The sequence below is a fragment of the Mycobacterium sp. IS-1496 genome, assembly GCF_001499995.1.
GTDB lineage: Bacteria > Actinomycetota > Actinomycetes > Mycobacteriales > Mycobacteriaceae > Mycobacterium.
The window spans coordinates 66,154-86,118 of sequence record NZ_LQIU01000056.1; the positions used below are offsets into that span (position 1 = coordinate 66,154).

Annotated in this window: 17 protein-coding genes; 11 read left to right on the plus strand and 6 right to left on the minus strand. The window is 70.6% G+C overall.

What is annotated here, in order from left to right; translation table 11 throughout:
* Window positions 1-4 precede the first annotated feature (4 nt).
* Entirely contained in the window at window positions 5-733 is a 729-nt protein-coding gene (locus tag AU195_RS21870) for an amino acid ABC transporter ATP-binding protein (RefSeq protein ID WP_059161236.1), read from the minus strand.
* A gap of 133 nt (window positions 734-866) precedes the next feature.
* Here AU195_RS21870 and miaB point away from each other — a divergent pair, with 133 nt between their 5' ends.
* Complete coding sequence (gene miaB, locus AU195_RS21875; RefSeq protein ID WP_059161126.1) at window positions 867-2,432, plus strand: tRNA (N6-isopentenyl adenosine(37)-C2)-methylthiotransferase MiaB; 1,566 nt, start codon at window positions 867-869, stop codon at window positions 2,430-2,432.
* Entirely contained in the window at window positions 2,420-3,046 is a 627-nt protein-coding gene (locus tag AU195_RS21880; protein ID WP_059161127.1) for an Rv2732c family membrane protein, read from the plus strand. The genes miaB and AU195_RS21880 overlap by 13 nt, the downstream gene beginning before the upstream one ends.
* A gap of 16 nt (window positions 3,047-3,062) precedes the next feature.
* On the opposite strand, the gene AU195_RS21885 is transcribed toward AU195_RS21880, so the two are convergent.
* On the minus strand, window positions 3,063-4,436 hold the full coding sequence (locus tag AU195_RS21885) for a DUF349 domain-containing protein (RefSeq protein WP_059161128.1): 1,374 nt from the start codon (window positions 4,434-4,436) through the stop codon (window positions 3,063-3,065).
* A 207-nt stretch (window positions 4,437-4,643) separates the two neighbouring features.
* On the opposite strand from AU195_RS21885, the gene AU195_RS21890 reads away from it, so the two are divergent.
* The 6 genes from AU195_RS21890 to AU195_RS21915 all read left to right on the plus strand — a co-directional run bounded on the left by AU195_RS21890 (window position 4,644) and on the right by AU195_RS21915 (window position 11,023).
* Window positions 4,644-5,522: a DMT family transporter gene (locus AU195_RS21890; protein ID WP_059161129.1), complete on the plus strand. Its 879-nt coding sequence runs from the start codon at window positions 4,644-4,646 to the stop codon at window positions 5,520-5,522.
* A 9-nt stretch (window positions 5,523-5,531) separates the two neighbouring features.
* A complete protein-coding gene (locus AU195_RS21895; protein WP_059161130.1) occupies window positions 5,532-6,218 on the plus strand; it encodes a class III extradiol ring-cleavage dioxygenase family protein in 687 nt (228 codons plus the stop codon).
* A complete protein-coding gene (gene miaA, locus AU195_RS21900; protein WP_059161131.1) occupies window positions 6,215-7,132 on the plus strand; it encodes a tRNA (adenosine(37)-N6)-dimethylallyltransferase MiaA in 918 nt (305 codons plus the stop codon). The genes AU195_RS21895 and miaA overlap by 4 nt, the downstream gene beginning before the upstream one ends.
* A 4-nt stretch (window positions 7,133-7,136) precedes the next feature.
* Window positions 7,137-8,018 carry a diaminopimelate epimerase gene (gene dapF / locus AU195_RS21905; protein WP_059161132.1) on the plus strand — a complete coding sequence of 294 codons (882 nt, stop codon included), beginning with the start codon at window positions 7,137-7,139 and terminating at the stop codon, window positions 8,016-8,018.
* 45 nt (window positions 8,019-8,063) lie between these two features.
* Window positions 8,064-9,491 (plus strand): GTPase HflX, encoded by a 1,428-nt coding sequence (gene hflX, locus AU195_RS21910; protein WP_059161133.1) that lies wholly within the window; start codon window positions 8,064-8,066, stop codon window positions 9,489-9,491.
* A gap of 203 nt (window positions 9,492-9,694) precedes the next feature.
* Window positions 9,695-11,023, plus strand: a complete 1,329-nt coding sequence (locus AU195_RS21915; RefSeq protein ID WP_059161134.1) for a DEAD/DEAH box helicase — start codon at window positions 9,695-9,697, stop codon at window positions 11,021-11,023.
* Between the two features lie 37 nt (window positions 11,024-11,060).
* Here the strand turns inward: AU195_RS21915 and AU195_RS21920 are convergent, their stop codons facing one another.
* Window positions 11,061-13,349: a molybdopterin-dependent oxidoreductase gene (locus AU195_RS21920; RefSeq protein WP_059161135.1), complete on the minus strand. Its 2,289-nt coding sequence runs from the start codon at window positions 13,347-13,349 to the stop codon at window positions 11,061-11,063.
* 139 nt (window positions 13,350-13,488) lie between these two features.
* On the opposite strand from AU195_RS21920, the gene AU195_RS21925 reads away from it, so the two are divergent.
* Window positions 13,489-15,594, plus strand: a complete 2,106-nt coding sequence (locus AU195_RS21925) for an LGFP repeat-containing protein (RefSeq protein WP_059161136.1) — start codon at window positions 13,489-13,491, stop codon at window positions 15,592-15,594.
* 7 nt (window positions 15,595-15,601) lie between these two features.
* On the opposite strand, the gene lexA is transcribed toward AU195_RS21925, so the two are convergent.
* Window positions 15,602-16,294: a transcriptional repressor LexA gene (gene lexA / locus AU195_RS21930; RefSeq protein ID WP_059161137.1), complete on the minus strand. Its 693-nt coding sequence runs from the start codon at window positions 16,292-16,294 to the stop codon at window positions 15,602-15,604.
* Window positions 16,295-16,416: 122 nt separating this feature from the next.
* Window positions 16,417-17,826 (minus strand): IS110 family RNA-guided transposase, encoded by a 1,410-nt coding sequence (locus tag AU195_RS21935; RefSeq protein WP_286149447.1) that lies wholly within the window; start codon window positions 17,824-17,826, stop codon window positions 16,417-16,419.
* Window positions 17,827-18,173: 347 nt separating this feature from the next.
* On the opposite strand from AU195_RS21935, the gene AU195_RS21940 reads away from it, so the two are divergent.
* Window positions 18,174-18,620, plus strand: coding sequence for a LysM peptidoglycan-binding domain-containing protein (locus AU195_RS21940; RefSeq protein WP_059161138.1), 447 nt, complete (start codon window positions 18,174-18,176; stop codon window positions 18,618-18,620).
* A 161-nt stretch (window positions 18,621-18,781) separates the two neighbouring features.
* The gene (nrdR, locus tag AU195_RS21945) at window positions 18,782-19,246 is read left to right on the plus strand and encodes a transcriptional regulator NrdR (RefSeq protein ID WP_011559568.1); all 465 of its coding nucleotides are present in this window, start codon (window positions 18,782-18,784) and stop codon (window positions 19,244-19,246) included.
* 7 nt (window positions 19,247-19,253) lie between these two features.
* Here nrdR and AU195_RS21950 read toward each other — a convergent pair whose 3' ends face one another.
* Window positions 19,254-19,940, minus strand: coding sequence for a PhzF family phenazine biosynthesis protein (locus AU195_RS21950; RefSeq protein ID WP_059161139.1), 687 nt, complete (start codon window positions 19,938-19,940; stop codon window positions 19,254-19,256).
* Window positions 19,941-19,965 lie beyond the last annotated feature (25 nt).

Here is a 19,965-nt window from a genome sequence, read left to right on the forward strand (position 1 = left end):
GCGTTTAGTGATGGAGGATCTTGCCGAGGAAGTCCTTGGCGCGGTCGGTCTGCGGGTGGTCGAAGAACTGGGCCGGTTCGGCGTCCTCGACGATCGCCCCGTCGGACATGAACACGACGCGGTCGGAGGCGCGGCGGGCGAAGCCCATCTCGTGGGTCACCACCAGCATGGTCATGCCCTCACCCGCCAGCGACGCCATCACGGCCAGCACCTCGTTGATCATCTCGGGGTCGAGCGCGCTGGTCGGCTCGTCGAAGAGCATCACCTTGGGGTTCATCGCGAGCGAGCGGGCGATCGCGACGCGTTGCTGTTGGCCGCCCGACAACTGTGCGGGGTACTTGTCGGCCTGATTGGCGACCCCGACCCGCTCGAGCAGCGCCATCGCGGCCTCGCGCGCCGCGTCCTTGCCGAGCCCGCGCACCTTCATCGGCGCCAGCGTGACGTTGTCGACGATCGTCTTGTGCGCGAACAGGTTGAACGACTGAAACACCATGCCGACGTCGGACCGCAGCTGCGCGAGTTTGCGGCCCTCCTCGGGCAGGACGTCACCGTCGATCGCGATGGTGCCGGAATCGATGGTCTCGAGCCGGTTGATCGTTCGGCACAGCGTGGATTTGCCGGAGCCCGAGGGCCCGAGCACGACCACGACCTGCCCCCGCTCAACGGTGAGGTTGATGTCCTTGAGGACGTGCAGATCGCCGAAGTGCTTGTTGACCCCCTGCATCGAGATCATCGGCACCGCCCGACGCTCCGGATCGACCGACCGCGCATCAGGCCCGGTGGGGTGTCCGGCCGTTTCCATGGGTGCTGACCTTACCCACGGAACGCCTGCTGTGCCCGGAACTGATCAATCCGGCCCCCGTACCATGGGGCCCGTGACTTCGACGGTGACGCAGCAGGCGGCGAGCGCGCTGCCGCCGGTGGCGCGCACCTTTCAGGTCCGCACCTACGGCTGTCAGATGAACGTGCACGACTCCGAGCGGCTGGCCGGTCTGCTGGAGGCCGCGGGATACCGGCGCGCCGCGGACGGGGCCGACGCCGACGTGGTGGTCTTCAACACCTGTGCCGTGCGCGAGAACGCCGACAACAAGCTGTACGGCAACCTGTCCCACCTCGCGCCGCGTAAACAGTCCGAACCGCAGATGCAGATCGCCGTCGGCGGTTGCCTCGCCCAGAAGGACCGCGACGCCGTGCTGCGTCGCGCCCCGTGGGTGGACGTCGTCTTCGGCACCCACAACATCGGCGCATTGCCTGCGCTGCTCGAACGGGCCCGCCACAACCGCACCGCGCAGGTCGAGATCGCCGAGGCCCTAGAGGAATTCCCGTCGACGCTGCCCGCCGCACGCGAATCGGCATACGCGGGGTGGGTGTCGATCTCGGTGGGCTGCAACAACACCTGCACGTTCTGCATCGTCCCGTCGTTGCGCGGCAAGGAGGTCGACCGCCGTCCGGGCGACGTCCTCGCCGAGATCCAGACCCTCGTCGACCAGGGTGTGCTCGAGGTCACGCTGCTGGGTCAGAACGTCAACGCCTACGGCGTGTCGTTCGCTTCGGACGAGCGCCTGCGCGAGGACCCGGCGATGTGGTCGGAGATCCCCCGCAACCGCGGCGCGTTCGCCGAACTGCTGCGCGCGTGCGGGCGGATCGACGGGCTCGAACGCGTGCGATTCACCTCACCGCATCCGGCCGAGTTCACCGACGACGTGATCGAGGCGATGGCCGAGACACCGAATGTCTGCCCCGCACTGCACATGCCGCTGCAATCCGGATCCGACCGGATCCTGCGCGCCATGCGCCGGTCCTACCGCGCGGAGAAGTACCTGGGGATCATCGACCGGGTCCGGGCGGCGATCCCCGACGCGGCGATCACGACCGACCTGATCGTCGGCTTCCCCGGCGAGACCGAGGAGGACTTCCAAGCCACCCTCGACGTGGTGGCCGCCTCGCGGTTCTCCAGCGCCTTCACGTTCCAGTACTCCAAGCGACCCGGGACGCCCGCCGCCGACATGCCCGGACAAGTCCCGAAAGCCGTTGTGAGCGAACGGTATCAGCGGCTGATCGAGCTGCAGGAGAAGATCTCGCTCGAGGAGAATCTGGCCCAGGTCGGCCGCACACTCGAACTGCTCGTGGCCACCGGCGAGGGCCGCAAGGATGCGGCCACCGCCCGCATGTCCGGGCGCGCCCGCGACGGCAGGCTCGTGCACTTCGCACCCGGCGATGTGGATATCCGGCCCGGTGACGTTGTCACCACCACGGTGACCGGCGCGGCGCCGCACCACCTGATCGCCGACGGCGCCCTGCTGTCCCACCGACGCACCCGCGCCGGCGACGCGCACGCCGCGGGCCTGCGGCCCCGCACCGGGGTCGGGCTGGGCCTTCCGGGCATCGGCGCACCCGCACCCGCCCCGGCGGCGACGGGATGTGCGCGATGAGCGGCCCGGACGGGCCCGACGAATTCGACTCGTACAAGGGCGACATCGAGGACGTCGAACGCCGGGTGGCGGGGGAGTTCGACCCGGGTGCGCGCGCCCTGGTGGTCGCCGTCCTGGTGTTCGTCGTGCTGCTGTCGTTCGTGCTGCCGCACGCCGGCGGCGCCAGGGGCTTCGACGTACTGGCCGGCACCGACGCCGCCGCCAGTGCGGGGATCTCGCTGCCCTCGCGGGTGTTCGCCGTGCTGGCGATCGTGTTCTCCGTCGGGTTTTCCATCCTTGCGCTGCTCACCCGGCGCTGGGCGATCGCCTGGGTGGCGCTGGCCGGTTCGGCGGTGGCCAGCGCGCTCGGCATGCTCGCGGTGTGGTCGCGGCAGACCGCGGCCGAACCGTATCCGGGGCCCGGCATCGGCCTGGTGCTCGGCTGGCTGGCGGTGATCGTGCTCACGTTCCACTGGGCGCGGGTGGTGTGGACCCGCACCGCGGTGCAGTTGGCCGCCGAGGAGGAGCGTCGCCGCCGCGCCAGGGAGAACCAGGGCAAGGGTTTCCTCGACTTCGGCGACTTCGGCGACTCCGGCCGGGACCGCCGCGACGATCCGGACAACCCGGCCGGCTGACCCGCACCGGGCCGGGTCAGGTGCGCCGCTTGCTCAGCGCCTCGACCGCGGCGTCGGCCCACTGGCGCCACTGCTGGGCATTCGCGCGGGCCTGTTCGGCGTCCTTGGTCCGGCCCGCGGCCTCGGCCTTCTGCGCCTGGCGCTCGTACTGCTCGGCGCGCACCCGGAACTGATCGGCGCGGGCCTGCGCCTCCGGATCGGTCCAGTTCGACGACGCGGCGTCGCGGACCTTCTTCTCCACCGCGCGCAGGCGTCGCTCGAATTCCGCGCCCCGCTCGCGGGGCACCTTGCCGATGGCGTCCCACTTGTCGCCGATCGCGCGGAACGCCGCGCGGGCGGCGTCCGGGTTGGAGGTGTCGATCTGCTCGGCCTGGGCGAGCAGCGCCTCCTTGGCGGCGGCGTTCGCCTTGAACTCCGCGTCCCGTTCCGCGGTCGCGGCGTTGCGGGCGGAGAAGAACACGTCCTGGGCGGCCTTGAACCGCTGCCACAGCGCGTCGTCGACATCCTTGGCGGCCCGGCCCGCGGCCTTCCACTCCGCCAGCAGGTCACGGAACGCGGCGCTCGTCGCCCCCCACTCCCGGGACCCGGACAGTTCCTCGGCGCGTTCGCACAACGCCTCCTTGGCCTGCCGAGCGCCCGCACGGCCCCGGTCGAGTTCGGCGAAGTGCGAACCGCGCCGCCGGTTGAACGTCTCGCGGGCGGCCGAATAGCGCTTCCACAGCGCGTCGTCGGTCTTGCGGTCCAGGCCCGTGATCGTGCGCCACTCGTCGAGGATCTCCCGCAGCCGGTCGCCTGCGGTCTTCCACTGCGTGGAGTTCGCGGCGATGTCCTCGGCCTCGGCGGCCAGCGCCTCTTTGCGCGCCAGCTGCGCGGCACGCTGCTCGTCGCGGCGGGCCCGCTCGGCTTGGGCCTCCTCGTCGGCGTGCTCGACGATCGCGGTCAGTCGCGCCGCCAGCGAGTCCACGTCCCCCAGGACATGGGCCTCCGGAAGGCTCTCGGCCAGAGTGGCGGCGGCGGATTTGATCTTGCGGGCATCGCCGGCATGGGTGACCAGGCGCTGCTCGAGCAGGACGACCTCGGTCTGCAGATCGTCGAACCGGCGCCCGAAGTGGGCGTAGGCCGCCTCGGGCTCACCGGCCTGCCACGAACCGATGACGCGCTCACCCGATCCGGTGATCAGCCACACGGTGCCGTCGGGATCGACCCGGCCGAAGCGGTGCGGATCGCTGGCCGGCGGCGCCGCCACCGCGGGCACCGGCGTCGGCCGGCCCGGTCGGGGAACCGGCCGCGGCGGCCCCGGTCGGGGTGAGGGCCGCGGCGGCCCCGGTACCGGACGCGGCGTCGCCTCGTCGTTCGCCTCCGAGGTCGCACCCGGCTCGCTGGTCGTCATGTCTCGTTCCTCGCACCCTCCGCGCGGTGGACCGCGCACTGCCGCGCAACGCGGCGCCCCTGCCTGTCATCCGGATCGGTATCGCTGGCTGTCGAAGGCTATTCAAACAGGTCGGCCGTGGGTGTGCGCACACCTTCGGCGCGCCGGTTTGCAGGACGGCCCGCCATCCGGGCACGCTCATGCCCGCTACCACCACGAGGAGATGCGATGGCCAGGGCGGATATCGCCGCGCTGCTGGCGCTGGGCGCCGCGCTGTTCATCGCGATCGGCGATGTCATCCACCAGCGCTCGGCGCACGAGGTGACCGACGAGGCGGTCGGGCACCTCGAGCTGTTCCTGCGGCTGTTGCGCGACCGGCAGTGGTGGCTGGGCAGCACCGTCGCCGCCGTGGGGTTCGGCCTGCAGGCCGCCGCGCTCGGGCTGGGATCGGTGCTGTTGGTGCAGGCGCTGCTGGTGACGTCGCTGCTGTTCGCGCTGCCGATCAACGCCCGCCTGACCGGCCGGCGGGTGACGCGGTGGGAGTGGCTCTGGGCGGCGCTGCTGGCCGGTGCGGTGGCGGTGATCGTGACCGTCGGCAACCCGACCGCCGGACAGGCCCGGGCCTCCTGGGAGACCTGGGCCGTCGTGATCGCGGTGCTGGTCCCGGCGCTGCTGCTCTGCGTCGTCGGGGCCCGGATCTGGTCGGGCACCCCCAGTGCAGTGCTGCTGGCGCTGGTCTCCGGTGCGCTGTGGGGCGTCTTCGCCGTGCTGACCAAGGGTGTCGTCGACCGGCTCGACGACGGTCTGTGGGCAGTGCTGCAGATGCCCGAGCTCTACGCGCTGGCGGCCGTCGCCGTCGCCGGGACGGCGTGGCAGCAGGCCTCGTTCCGGTCCGGTGCGCTGACCGCGTCGCTGCCGACGATGACCGTGGCCGAACCGGTGGTCGGATCGGTGCTCGGCGTGGTGGTGCTGGGGGAGACGATGCGCCCCGGTGAGGCCGGATGGACGACGTTGAGCGTCGCGGCCGCGGTGATGGTGCTGGCCACCGCCGCGCTGGCCCGCGGCGAAGCGGCCGGCGCCGAGGCCCAGGCCTCGCTCGCACACTAGTTTGGTGGCGTGCTCACCGCGATCGCCATCGTGCCGTCCGCTCCGGTGATGGTGCCCGAACTGGCCGGCGGAGCGGCCGGCGAACTGTCCGAACTGCGCGCGGCGGTGGCGCGGGCTGTCCGGGGACTGCCCGACCGCTGGGTCGCGATCGGTGCCGGCTCCGCCGACGCGGTGCTCACCCCGCCCACGGCGGGCACCTTCGCCGGCTACGGCGTCGACGTGCCGGTGACGCTGTCGCCTGACGGCGCCACCGCGCCCGTCGACCTGCCCCTGTGCGCGCTGATCGCCGGGTGGGCCCGGGGGCGATACGCCCCGCACGCCGCGGCGGAGGCCCGCGTCTATCCCGGTGACCTCGACGCCGACACCGCGATGGCGCGGGGCCGGGAGCTGCGCGCCCTCGTCGACGACGCCGACGGTGAGATCGGGGTGCTGGTCGTCGCCGACGGCTGCCACACCCTCACCCCGCCCGCTCCCGGCGGATACGACCCCGACGCCGTGCCCGTCCAGGCGGCGCTCGACGAAGCACTGGCCGCCGGCGACACCGCGGCGCTGAGCCGGCTGCCCGGCTCGGTCGTCGGTCGGGTCGCCTACCAGGTGCTGGCGGGGCTGACCGGACCCGCGCCCCGGTCGGCCGAGGAGTACTACCGGGGCGCCCCGTACGGGGTCGGCTACTTCGCCGGCCGCTGGACGCCATGAGGCCGCTGGCGATCATCGGGCCGACCGGGACGGGTAAATCGGCACTGGCCCTGGACGTGGCCGAACGGCTCAGCGGCGAGCTCGGCGTCGAGATCGTCAACGCCGACGCCATGCAGCTCTACCGCGGCATGGACATCGGCACCGCGAAGCTGCCGGTCGCGCAGCGCCGCGGCGTCCCACACCACCAACTCGACGTCCTCGACGTCACCGAGACCGCGTCGGTGGCGCGCTACCAGGCCGACGCCGCGCGTGACGTCGAGGCCATCGCCGCCCGCGGTGCGCTGCCGATCATCGTCGGCGGATCGATGATGTACGTCCAGGCGCTGCTCGACGACTGGGCGTTCCCCGCCACCGACCCCGCCGTGCGCGCCAGATGGGAGGAGCGCCTCGCCGAGGTCGGGGTCGCGGCGTTGCACGGTGAACTGGCGAAGGTGGACCCGGAAGCCGCGGCGTCGATCCTGCCCACCGACGGCCGCCGCATCGTGCGCGCGCTCGAGGTGGTGCAACTCACCGGTCAGCCGTTCGCGGCGTCGGCGCCCACCATCGGCACGCCGCGGTGGGATACGGCGATCGTCGGATTGGACTGGGCGACAGCGGTTCTCGATGACCGGCTGGCCGAGCGCACCGACACGATGTTCGCCGAGGGGCTGGTCGCCGAGGTGACAGGCCTGCTGCGGCGCGGCCTGCGCGACGGTGTGACGGCGTCGCGGGCGCTGGGCTATGCCCAGGTGCTCGCCGACCTCGACGCCGGCGGCGACGGATCGGCCGCGCGCGAACCGACGTTCGTCGGCACCCGCCGCTACGTGCGCAGGCAGCGTTCGTGGTTCCGGCGCGACCACCGCGTGTGCTGGCTCGACGGCGCGTCACCGGACAACGTCGACCGCACGCTGCGGGCATGGCGCGCCGTATCCTGAGCGGGTGCAGTTCGCCAAGGGTCACGGGACGCAGAACGACTTCGTGCTGCTGCCGGACCTCGACGCCCGGCTGGCGCTGACGCCTGCCGTCGTCTCCGCACTGTGTGACCGGCGCCGCGGGCTCGGTGCCGACGGCGTGCTGCGGGTCACCACCGCGGGGGCGGCCATGTCCGCGGGCGTATTCGAGCGACTGCCCGAGGGGGTCGACGCCCGCGACTGGTACATGGACTACCGCAACGCGGACGGGTCGATCGCCCAGATGTGCGGTAACGGCGTGCGGGTGTTCGCGCACTATCTGCGGGCGACCGACCTGGAATCGCGCGACGAGTTCGTGGTCGGATCGCTGGCCGGGCCGCGGCCCGTCGTCCTGCACGACTACGACCCGGCGCACGGCTGGCGGGCCGAGGTGACCGTCGAGATGGGCAAGGTCAACCTGCTCGGCACCGGGTCGGCCGTCGTCGGCGGGCGCCGCTTCACCGGGCTGGGGGTCGACGTCGGCAACCCGCACCTGGCCTGCGTCGACGCGACGCTCACCGACGGGGAACTCGCGGCGCTCGACGTGGCCGCCCCGGTGGAGTTCGACCGCGCCCAGTTCCCCGACGGCGTCAACGTCGAAGTCCTCACCGCGGTACGCGATGGAGCGGTGTCGATGCGGGTACACGAACGCGGTGTCGGCGAGACGCGCTCATGCGGTACCGGGACAGTCGCCGCCGCTGTCGCGGCGTTGGCGCAGGCCGGCGACACGCTTGGCACGCTGGATGTCCGCATACCCGGCGGCGTGGTCACGGTGTCGGTCACCGAGACCACGAGTTTCCTGCGCGGACCGTCGGAATTGGTGGCCACCGGCGAACTCGCCGGGGAATGGTGGCAATCTCATCAGCGTTAATTGGGGTGCATGAAAAGTGATCTCCGTGCGAACCTTGATTCGCTCATGACGTTTCCCGAATCACCACTCCAGAACGTATCCGGCGACACGCCGAGCGCCGGCGAACTGGCGCTCGAGGACCGCTCCGCGCTGCGCCGCGTCGCCGGGCTGTCCACCGAGCTGGCCGACATCTCCGAGGTCGAATACCGCCAGCTGCGGCTCGAACGCGTCGTGCTGGTCGGTGTGTGGACCGACGGCAGCGCAGCCGACGCCGAAGCCGGCCTCGCCGAACTCGCCGCGCTCGCCGAGACCGCGGGCTCCGAGGTGCTCGAAGGCGTCGTCCAGCGTCGCGACAAACCCGACGCGTCGACCTACATCGGCTCGGGCAAGGCCGCCGAACTGCGCGAGATCGTGCTCGCGACCGGCGCCGACACGGTGATCTGCGACGGTGAGCTCAGCCCTGCGCAGCTGACCGCGCTGGAGAGGATCGTCAAGGTCAAGGTGATCGACCGCACCGCCCTGATACTCGACATCTTCGCCCAGCACGCCACCAGCCGTGAAGGCAAGGCCCAGGTGTCGCTGGCGCAGATGGAGTACATGCTGCCCCGGCTGCGCGGTTGGGGTGAATCGATGTCGCGGCAGGCCGGCGGTCGGGCCGGCGGCGCCGGTGGCGGTGTCGGCACGCGCGGTCCCGGTGAGACGAAGATCGAGACCGACCGCCGCCGCATCCGCGAGCGGATGTCCAAGTTGCGCCGCGAGATCAAGGACATGAAGAAGATCCGCGACACCCAGCGCAGTGGGCGGCGCCGCACCGAGGTGCCCTCGGTCGCGATCGTCGGCTACACCAACGCCGGGAAGTCCAGTCTGCTCAACGCGCTCACCGGCGCAGGGGTGCTGGTCGAGAACGCGCTGTTCGCGACGCTCGAACCGACCACCCGCCGAGGCGAATTCGACGACGGCCGGCCGTTCGTCCTCACCGACACCGTCGGTTTCGTGCGACACCTGCCGACGCAGTTGGTCGAGGCGTTCCGCTCGACGCTCGAAGAGGTCGCCGACGCCGATCTGCTCGTCCACGTCGTCGACGGCTCGGATGCCAACCCCCTGGCGCAGATCAGCGCGGTCCGCGAGGTGATCAACGAGGTGGTCGCCGAACAGAACGCGAAGCCCGCCCCAGAACTGTTGGTGGTCAACAAGATCGACGCGGCCGACGGGCTCTCGCTGGCGCATCTGCGCGGTGCGCTGCCCGACGCGGTGTTCGTCTCGGCGCGTACCGGCCAAGGCCTGGACCGGCTTTCGGCCCGGATGTCGGAGCTGGTCGAGTCCACCGACGTCACCGTCGACGTGACGATCCCCTACGACCGCGGCGATCTCGTCGCCCGGGTGCACAGCGAGGGGCGCATCGACGCCACCGAGCACACCACGGACGGGACACGGGTCAAGGCGCGGGTGCCGGTGGCGCTCGCGGCGGGCCTGCGGGACTTCGCGACGTTCTGATGCGCTAGACTGTCCTCAACGCCGACGTCACCGAAACCGACGACGGCTCGTCGTGGAACGCTTACCATCGCGTCCGGCTCAAGCTCTTCTCGCGGCGATCGATGTTGCCGACCGGCAATCTCGCCACTTGTGCACCCATCACCTGTGCCGCGCAACGGCGCTGCGCGGGGTGCGCGACACTGCCCTGAAAGGCACACACCTGCATGACGACTGCACAATCCTTCGCCGACCTCGGTGTGCGGGGACCGCTGCGCCGCGTTCTCGAGAACCGCGGCATCGACAGCCCGTTCCCGATCCAGGCCGCGACGTTGCCCGACAGCCTGGCCGGCCGTGACGTGCTCGGCCGCGGCAAGACCGGCAGCGGCAAGACGCTGGCGTTCTCCCTGCCGCTGGTGAGCCGCCTCGCCGACGCCAAGCGGCGGTCGGCGCGCCCGTCCGGCCTGGTGCTCGCGCCGACGCGTGAGCTGGCCACCCAGATCACCGCGGTCCTCGAACCTCTCGCCGCCGCATACGATCTGAAGGTCGCCACCATTTTCGGTGGTGTCTCGCAGAACCCGCAGGCCGCGGCGCTGCGGTCCGGTGTCGACATCGTCGTCGCCTGCCCCGGGCGGCTCGAAGATCTGATGCGCCAACGGATCATCTCGCTGGACAGCGTGGAGATCACCGTGCTCGACGAGGCCGACCACATGGCCGACCTCGGCTTCCTGCCCGGCGTCACCCGCATCCTGGCCGCCACGCCCGCGGGCGGTCAGCGGCTGTTGTTCTCGGCGACCCTGGACAACGGCGTCGACAAGCTGGTGCGCCGCTTTCTCCGCGAGCCCGTCACCCATTCGGTCGACGAGGTCAACGCGCCGCCGCCGGCGATGACCCACCACGTGTTCCACGTGGCCGGTGCGCACGAGAAGAAGGCGCTGGTCCACACGCTCGCCGCGGGCACCGGACGCCGAATCCTGTTCATGCGCACCAAGCATCAGGCCCGCAAGCTGGCCCGTCAGCTCACCGAGGCCGGCGTGCCCTCGGTCGACCTGCACGGCAACCTGTCCCAGAACGCCCGTGAGCGCAACCTCGCCGCGTTCTCGACGGGAGACGCCAAGGTGCTGGTCGCCACCGACATCGCGGCCCGTGGTGTGCACGTCGACGAGGTCGAGCTCGTGGTGCACGTCGACCCTCCCGTCGAGCACAAGGCCTATCTGCACCGCTCGGGCCGCACCGCGCGCGCCGGGAGCGCGGGCGACGTCGTCACCGTCGTGCTGCCCGAGGAGCGGCGGGACACCGCCGCGCTGTTGCGGCGCGCCGGCATCAACGTCGCACCCCAGCAGGTCGGAGCCGATTCGCCGTCGGTCACCGCACTGGTGGGCGAGGTCGCGCCGTATCGCGCGCCTGCCCCGAAGGCTGTGGAGCAGCCCCGCGGCGCCTCCGACCGTCCCCGCAGGCGTTCCAAGCCGCAGGGCCACGGAGAGCGGCAGGGACGGCCTCAGGGCGACGGTGCGCGCTCGCGCGGCCCGCGCCGGCGGCCGCAAGCCGCCCGCTAGCGAGCCGAGGCCGGACACCGCCCCGCCGGGGCGGTGTTCACCGTCGCCGGATCACCGGCGGTTCGTGTGCCCGCACCGGCGGCGGTGTACCGGTGAACTTCTCCACCTGCACCAGCACGTGGGCGCCGGTGCTGCCGCGCGCCAGCGACGAGGTGCCGACGTCGTCGGTGAGCACGTTGGGGTTCCCGTGCACGCACATCGCGTCGTAGTCTCCGGGGTCGGCCGGATCGAACCAGGCGCCGGTCGGCAGGTGTACGACGTCGCGCCGGACGCGGTCGTCGAGCACCACACCGGCCAGGCAGGCGCCGCGGTCGTTGAACACCCGCACCACATCGCCGTCGGCCACACCGCGATCGGCGGCGTCTCCGGGGTGCATCCGGATCGCCTCGCGCCCTTGAACTTTCGCCGCCTGGCTGGTGGCGCCACCATCGAGTTGGCCGTGTAACCGGGTGGCCGGCTGGTTGGCGATCAGATGCAACGGATAGGTGGCGGCACGTTCGCCGCCGAGCCATTCGGTGGGTTCGAACCACGCGGGATGTCCGACGCAGTCGGCGTAACCGAACCCGGCGATGTCGGAGGAGAAGATCTCGATGCGGCCGCTCGGGGTGCCCAGTCGGTGCGCCACGGGGTCGGCGCGGAAGTCGCCGAGTAGCGTCAGACCCGGTTCGACGGGTAGCCGGAGGCTGCCGTCGCGCCAGAACTCCTCGAAGGTCGGCACCGCGAAATCGAGCCCGGCCGACCACTTCTCGTAGAGATGGGCGAGCCACTGACGGGCGGTGCGCCCCTCGGTGAACTGCTCGCCGAAGCCGAGGCGGTCGGCCAGCGCGGCGAATGTGTCGTAGTCGTCGCGGCTGTCCGCATACGGTTCGACCAGTTTCGGCATCGCCATCAGCACGGGGTCGTTCTTCGACCCCGAGTAGTCGTCGCGCTCGAAGGCGGTGGTGGACGGCACCACGATGTCGGCGTGCCTGGCCATCGCGGTCCAGTACGGGTCGTGCACCACGACGGTCTCCACGCGGGCCAGCGCCCGCCGCAACCGGGGAAGGTTCTGATGGTGGTGGAACGGGTTGCCGCCGGCCCAGTACACGCAGCGGATGTCGGGGTAGGTCAGCCGCATCCCGTTGTAGTCGAACATCTCACCGGGGTGCAGCAGCATATCGCTGACCGCGGCGACCGGGATGAACGTGCGCACCGGGTTGACGCCCTGCGGCAGCCGGGGCAGACCGCACCGCAGCGGCGGCAGACCCGGCTCGTTCATCGACCCGTAGCCGTGCCCGAAACCGCCTCCGGGAAGACCGATCTGACCCAGCATCGCCGCGAGCGTCAAACCCATCCACGGCGCCTGCTCCCCGTGCCGGACCCGCTGCAGTGACCAACTGACGGTGACGATGGTGCGCTGCGCGGCCATCCGCCGTGCCAGTGCGGCGATCTCGTCGGCCGGCAGACCGCAGATCGCCGCCGCCCAGCCCGGGGTCTTCGCGACACCGTCGTCGACGCCGAGCAGGTAGCGCTCGAATCGCTCGTAGCCGACGCAGTGCGTCGCGAGGAAGCCGCGGTCGGCGAGCCCCTCGGTGGCCAGCACGTGGGCCATCGCCAGCATGATCGCCACATCGGTGCCCGGTACCGGTGCGTGCCATTCACACTCACCGTCCACGTCGTCGCGCAGCGGTGAGAACGACACGATGCGGCCGCCGCGTTCGCGGAACCTGCGCAGCGCGTCACGGGCCGGGTGTGCCGTCGTGCCACCGTGATTGGTTCCCGTGTTCTTCATCGCCAGCCCGCCGAAGCACACCAGCAGATCGGTGTGGCCGGCGATGACGTCCCAGTCGGTGGAGCGCTTGAACAGGTCGTCGTGGGTGCCGACCACGCGGGGCATGATCACGCCGGTTGCGCCCAGGCTGTAGGAGTGGCGCGAAAAGGTATAGCCGCCAAGCAGTTTGAGGAAGCGGTGCACCTGGCTCTGGGCGTGGTGAAACCGTCCGGCGCTGGCCCACCCGTAGGAACCGCCGTAGATCGCCTCGTTGCCGTGCGTGTCGACCACCCGGCGCAGTTCGGCCGCGAGCAGTTCGGTCAGCTCATCCCACGACACCGCGACGAATTCGTCGGCACCGCGGCGCCTGCTGGGGCCGGGACCGTCGTCGAGCCAGCCGCGCCGGACCGCCGGACCCGCGATGCGGGAGCGGTGCCGCACCGATCCGGGCAGATTGCCCAGCAGGGGAGAGGGGTCCTGGTCTCCGGGCAGTGGGGCGACGGAGGCGATGTCACCGGACGCGACCTCGGCGGAGAAGCCTCCCCAATGGGTGAGGCTGCTCGGTCGGGTGGGCATGGCGGAAAGTCTAGGTCCCCCGATTCGCAAGTATCTTGCCGAGAATCGCCTGTCGTGCGCGCGAAATGGACGTCGGCTGTCACAAGATTGGCTGGCGCGATACTTTCGAGTCACTTTCGCGCCGAAAACGGGAGGTTCGATGAGCGGGCGGCGACCCCTGCTGCACACGGCGCTGGCGCGCGTGACGATCGGTCTGGCGGTGGCGGCGGCGGGTCTGTTCTCGGCGCCCCTGGCGACGGCGGATCCCGCGACCGAGGCCAACGACGCCATCACCGCGGCTTACGACGGCAGTGGTGGCCCCACCGGTCCGCTCGGCGTGCGTGAGGGCCGTGTCTACCCCGTCGGCGACGGATTCGGCCAGAACTTCGCGGCGGGCAAGATGTTCTTCACCCCGGCCACCGGCGCGCACTGGATGCAGGGCGCGGTCCTCGAGAAGTACGAGTCGCTCGGCGGGCCCGCCGACAGTGACCTCGGCTTTCCGACGATCGACGAGGGGCCGGGGCGGGTCGGCCCGGACAGCCGCAACGCCACCTTCTCCGCAGCGGACAAGCCGGTGATCTTCTGGACACCGGCGACCGGCGCCCGCGTCGTGCGCGGGGCGATCAACGCCGCGTGGGATCGGCTCGGCGGATCGGCGGGTGTGCTGGGGGTGCCCGCCGAGGACGAGGTGTACCGCGGCGACGTGGCCTCCCAGAGGTTCACCGGCGGGCAGCTGTCGTGGAACCGCAAGGACAAGACGTTCACCACGGTTCCGCCCGAGCTCGCCGGTCAGCTCAAGGACCTGCCGATCCCGCAGGACGCCACATCGGCGATCGCGGCGGCACGGCGCGCGGCCGGCGGCGCGCTGGGCCCGCTGGGCGCCAAGGACGGGTCCCAGTACAAGATCGGCGACGACGGGGTCGGTCAGAACTACGCCGGCGGCAAGATCTTCTACACGCCGCAGACCGGGGCGAACGTCGTCACCGGTCAGGTTCTCGAGAAGTACGAGAGTGTGGGCGGGCCGGAGGGCGACCTGGGCTTCCCGACGAACAGCGAAGCCGACGGCGGGCTGGGCTCGAACAGCCGCATCAGCACCTTCGCGGCGGAGGACAAGCCGGTCATCTTCTGGACCCCCGACTACGGTGCCGTGATCGTGCGGGGCGCCATGAACGCGGGATGGTCGAAGCTCGACGGGGCGAAGGGGCCGCTGGGCGCACCCACGGCCGATCAGACCGAGAACGGCGATGTCGTCACCCAGCGGTTCAGCGACGGTGTGCTGTCCTACGACCGGTCGACCGGCAGGTTCAGCACCGAGCCGGCGAATCTCGCGGCGCGACTGGCCGGCCTCGAGGTGCCGGGTGAGGAGGCGCCGAAGTCTCCCGCGCAGCCGCAGTCCTCCGCGGCCGAGGACGACGGCAAGTGGTTGAGCTGGCGGTGGAACTGGTGGTGGCTGCTGGCGCTGATCCCGGTGCTGCTCGTGGTCGGGCTGGTGACCGGCGCCGTGCTGTGGAGACGCCGCCGGGGCGACCGCGACGACCACTTCCGCGACGACCACTTCCGTGACGAGGGGGACATCTTCGCCGACGCCGCGCGTTACCGGGCGGGCGACCGCGGTGGCGCGGCCGACGGCGGCGACGACGAGCGCGGCCGGTATGCCGGCGATTACGGCGGACCGGCCGCATCGACAGGTCCGTGGAACCCGCCTGACGATTCGGGCGACGAGGCGGTTCCGGCGGAGCGGTCTTTCGCCCCGGGCCCGGACGGTCTCTTCGGTGGACAGGACGATCCCGACTCGATCGACACCGCGCCGACGCGCATCGAAGCGCCGGTGACCGACGAGGCGCGGGCCCAGTCCGCACTCGAGGAACCCTCCCTGCCCGCCCCCGCGCTCACCGAGTCGGGTGTGGGCGGTCCGGCCACACAGGAGCCGGCCGACGCCGCGCGTGTCGACGAGGCGTCGGAAGACAAGGGTTGGGCGGACGAGGAACCGGCGATGCCCGCTGCGTTCATGGCGCCCTTCGTGGACGACGCGCCCAGCGGTAGGCACGCGGCGATCGACATCGAGGAGCCGACCCCCGGCCGCACGGCCATCCAGTTGGCCGGCGAGGGCTCGGGCTCTCCGCCGCCGGGTTACCCGGTGAAGGCGGACACCAAGACGGGCTTGTACTGGGCACCGTCCAGCCCCGGCTACGACGATGCGGTCGCCGAGATCTTCTTCGCCAGCGAGGAATTCGCGCGCACCAACGGGTTCGTCCGCGGCGACTGAGCAGCCGTCAGATCTTGCGGATGACGGTCACGACCTTGCCCAGCACGGCGGCGTCGTTGCCCGGAATCGGTTCGAAAGCGGGGTTGTGCGGCATCAGCCACACCTGGCCGCGGCTGCGTTTGAAGGTCTTCACGGTGGCTTCGCCGTCGATCATGGCCGCGACGATGTCACCGTTGTCGGCGACCGCCTGCTGCCGGACGACCACCCAGTCGCCGTCGCAGATCGCGGCGTCGACCATCGATTCGCCCACCACCTTGAGCAGGAACAGCGACCCCTCGCCGACGAGTTCGCGCGGCAGGGGGAACACGTCCTCGACCGCTTCCTCCGCCAGGATCGGCCCGCCGGCGGCGATTCTGCCGAGCACCGGCACGAACGTCGGCTCCGGTAGCGCGTCGCTGCCCGCGACATCGGTGGTGACCACCGGCGTCGCCTGCTCGTCGGAGAGGCGGACGTCGACGGCGCGGGGCCGGTTGGGGTCACGCCGCAGGTAGCCCTTGCGCTCGAGCGTGCGCAGTTGGTGCGCCACCGAGGACGTCGACGTGAGGCCGACGGCGTCGCCGATCTCCCGGATGCTCGGGGGGTAGCCGCGGCTGGTCACCGAGGCGCGGATGACCTCGAGGATGGTGCGCTGTCGTTCGGTCAGGCCGGCGTCTGCGCCGCGGCGCCCGCCGGTCCGGGTCTCGCTGCTGTCGTCGCTCATGGGGCCGAATCTAGTCGCCCGGAGCCCGATGATCAAACATGTGTTCGACGCGTGTCGCGCGACGTGGGGGCGGGATCGTCGCCGTATGCCGCCCGGATCGCCGCTCGGACGGACTTGAGTTCCTAAGGGATGTCAAGCGACGTGCTGGCTCGTAGGGTGGTTGTTGGCGGGCCCGGATGTTGGAGCGCTTGGCGACTCCTGTGACTCCTGGCCCGCCTTTTTGCGCCGCTCGCGCATGAGTTTGTGGCGGACGTGATCGCGGCGCCGGGGTCGAGTTGGTAGCGCTGTTTGACGATGGCGCGACCTTCGGACTCGGTGATGGCTGTGCCGTCGACATCGCGTAGTTGGTAGGTCTGTCCGGCGCGCATGCAGGTGGCGATGCGGGTGATCAACATGGTGGCAAGGTGGCAGATCGCCGAGTCGTGGTGGCGGTCGCCGGCCATCAGACGCTGGTACTTCGCGGCAAATTGGGGATCGACTTTGCGTGCTTGATCTGCAGCGGTGTAGAGCATTTCGCGTAGCAGCGGGTCGCCGGCCTTGGTGATCGACGACTCGGTCTTGATCACTCCTGATTGGCTGACTTTCGGGACGAGTCCGGTGTAGGCGCGGATCGCCGAGAGGGAGGTGAAACGGTGCGGGTCACCGATTCGGCCGGCGATGACCGCGCTGACGGTAGCGCCCACACCAGGTGCGGAGGCGACGATGCCCTGCGGGTCGGCATCGGCGTAGAGGTTGGCGAGCCGCTCATCGATCTCTTTGATCTGGCGTGTCAAAAACAGCGCTTGTTCGGCCTCGTGGGCGATATCGGCAGCCAGTTCGGCGAAGTCCATCCCCTCGGCACCGTCCACATCCCACAGAGCCAGGGTTTCTCTTGCCGCGGCGATCAGGCTAGCGGCATGCTCGTCACGCCAATGGCCACGTGAGCGGGCGATGAGGAACCTGGCCAGCCTGCCCTGGCCGAGGCGGATCACCGTGCGTGGATCGGCATAACGGGCCAAAAATTCCAGCGCGGCGTTGCCGTAATTGGAGCCCAGCACCGCATACCAGGCCGGTCCCAGCAGCTCAATGAGAGCATCGAGACGGGCATAGACCGCGGTGCGGCGCTTGACCATCGTGGAGCGCTGCTTGGTCAGCCGCCGCAAGGGATCCGCTGGGCCTTGGCCGGTGTAGAAACGCAATCCTTCCGGGTGCAGCAGCGGCAGTCGGGCCAACAGTTCGGAGTCGATCCGGTCGTTCTTGGCGTGCTTGGAGTAGTACTTGCGCAGGTCGGCCGACTGCGTGGTCGGCACCATCACCACCCTGGCGCCGCGTCGGCGAAACCACTCGGCGATCACGATCCACGCGTTTCTGGTGGGCTCGAGGACCACCGTCAGCTCAGCGGGATCCTCAACACCCACATCGGCCCACACCCGCTCCAGCTCCTCCGGGCGGGTCAAGAACTTACGGCCCCGCCACAGTGTCTTGCCGTCACGGGACAGCGTCGCCTGATGCGCAGTCCGGACCGCGACGTCGATCCCCAACGTCAATGCCACTGCAAACCCTCCTGCCACTGGCTCTTTCAGATCACCAGGTGACTGACCACCGCGGCCACGGCCCAGACATTCTCTAAGCAGGAGTCCACGCCCACCGGCTGGCTCCAAGTTCCCGAACAAGGACACCGCACGACCAGACACCAACGTCCACGAGAGGCCGCTCAAATCTCAGGGATCACCATGTGTCCCAGTCGGACCCTCGGACCAGCCCGTGGACTCAGACCAAGGCTAAATGTCGGACCCCTGATTTATCGTCTGCAACAGTTCGATCACACGTTCTATTAATCGAACACGTGATCGACTACATTCGAACACACAGGCGAACATCCACAGGGAAGGGCACCCACATGACGATCCTCGAAGTGAGGCAGATCCAGCAGCATCCGGCCGCGCGCGGGGTGCGTCGCACCACCGATGTCCGGCGGCCGCATGCGGGGCGGCCCGCCGGTGCGGCGCTCCGCCACCGGGGCAATGCGGTGCTGGTGTCGCGCGCCTCGCATCGCCGCCGCCCCATCACGCCTGCGACGACCGTGCTGCTCGCCCTCGTGGCGGCAGGGATCACGGTCTGGCTGGGCCTGGTGGCGAACCTGGGCGGCGTGGCGGGTCAGCAGGCCTCGGTGCCCGCTGAACTGGCGGTGGTGCAGGTGCAGACCGGCGAGAGCCTGCACCAGGTCGCGCAGCGCGTCGCCCCCGACGCCCCGGTCGGTGCGGTGGTCGAGCGGATCCGAGAGCTCAACCAGCTGGATTCGGCGGCGATCGATGCCGGGCAGACGCTCATCGCCCCTGTCGGCTGACGTGCGTCGTGGACAGTGAATCGTGGTGCGGGGCACCGGCGCTGCTCACCGCGCCGGACGTGGGGTGGCCACCGGCCCGCGCCCTCGGCGGCGGTGATGGCACCCGGGTAGGCTCGCAAGGGTTCGAAGGGCGTACCCGGCGGTCTGGCGAAGGAGCGGTGATGCACTGTCCGTTCTGTCGTCATCCCGATTCTCGCGTCGTCGACTCCCGTGAGACCGACGAAGGCCAGGCGATCCGGCGCCGCCGGTCCTGTCCGGAGTGCGGCAGGCGGTTCACCACGGTGGAGACCGCGGTGCTCGCCGTCGTCAAGCGCAGCGGTGTGACGGAACCCTTCAGCCGCGAGAAGGTCATCAAGGGCGTGCGCCGGGCGTGCCAGGGCCGCCAGGTCGATGACGACGCCCTCAACCTGCTCGCCCAGCAGGTCGAGGACGCGGTCCGGGCGACCGGTTCGCCCGAGGTCCCCAGCCACGAGGTCGGCCTCGCGATCCTCGGCCCGCTGCGTGATCTCGACGAGGTCGCCTACCTGCGCTTCGCCTCGGTGTATCGATCCTTCGAGTCCGCAGCCGATTTCGAGCGCGAGATCGAAGCCCTGCGCGCGCACCAGGACGTCACGCGCTCGGGCTGATCGCGGATCATTCGAGGCGGCGCCCGCTGTCGGCGACGACCCGGCCGGCGATGCTCACCCATCCGTCGGGACTCCACACGGTGTGGATCACCGAACCCTTCCCCTGCACGATCGTCAGGTCGCGGCTGAGGTAGTCGGTGATGCGCACCGCCGCCGCGCCGGTCGCCTCGTCCTCGGGCACACCGAGATCCGGGGCGAACATGCGAGCGCGGATGTGTCCGGCCTCGCGATCGGTCCACGTCCACAGGTAGTGGTGGGCGTCGTCGGAATAGTCTCCGGGGTCCGCGGCGGCCAGTGCGTCGGTCGAGCCCAGGTCGTGGATCGCGAACTCGGGCGCCCAGTCGGACCGGGCCCTGACCACGGTGAGGTCGTTGTCGTAACCGACCTGCACGATGCCGGCCGGCACCTGCAGGGTGCGCGCCGGCAGGCCGTTCTCCCGCAGCCACCACGCCGCACCGACGGTCGGATGCCCGGCGAAGGGCAACTCGGTGGCGGGGGTGAAGATCCTGATGTGCGCGGTCGTCGCACCGGCCTGCGGGATGTCGACGAAAATCGTTTCGCTGTAACCGAGTTCGCGGGCGATACGCTGCCGGTCGGCGGGGTCGACGGTGGCCGCGTCGACGACGCCGACGGGGTTGCCGTGGTTCCCGTCGGCGTCGGTGAAGACCCGCAACACCTGGACATCGATGGCCATGGGCCGATGCTACGTGTTCGTCGGC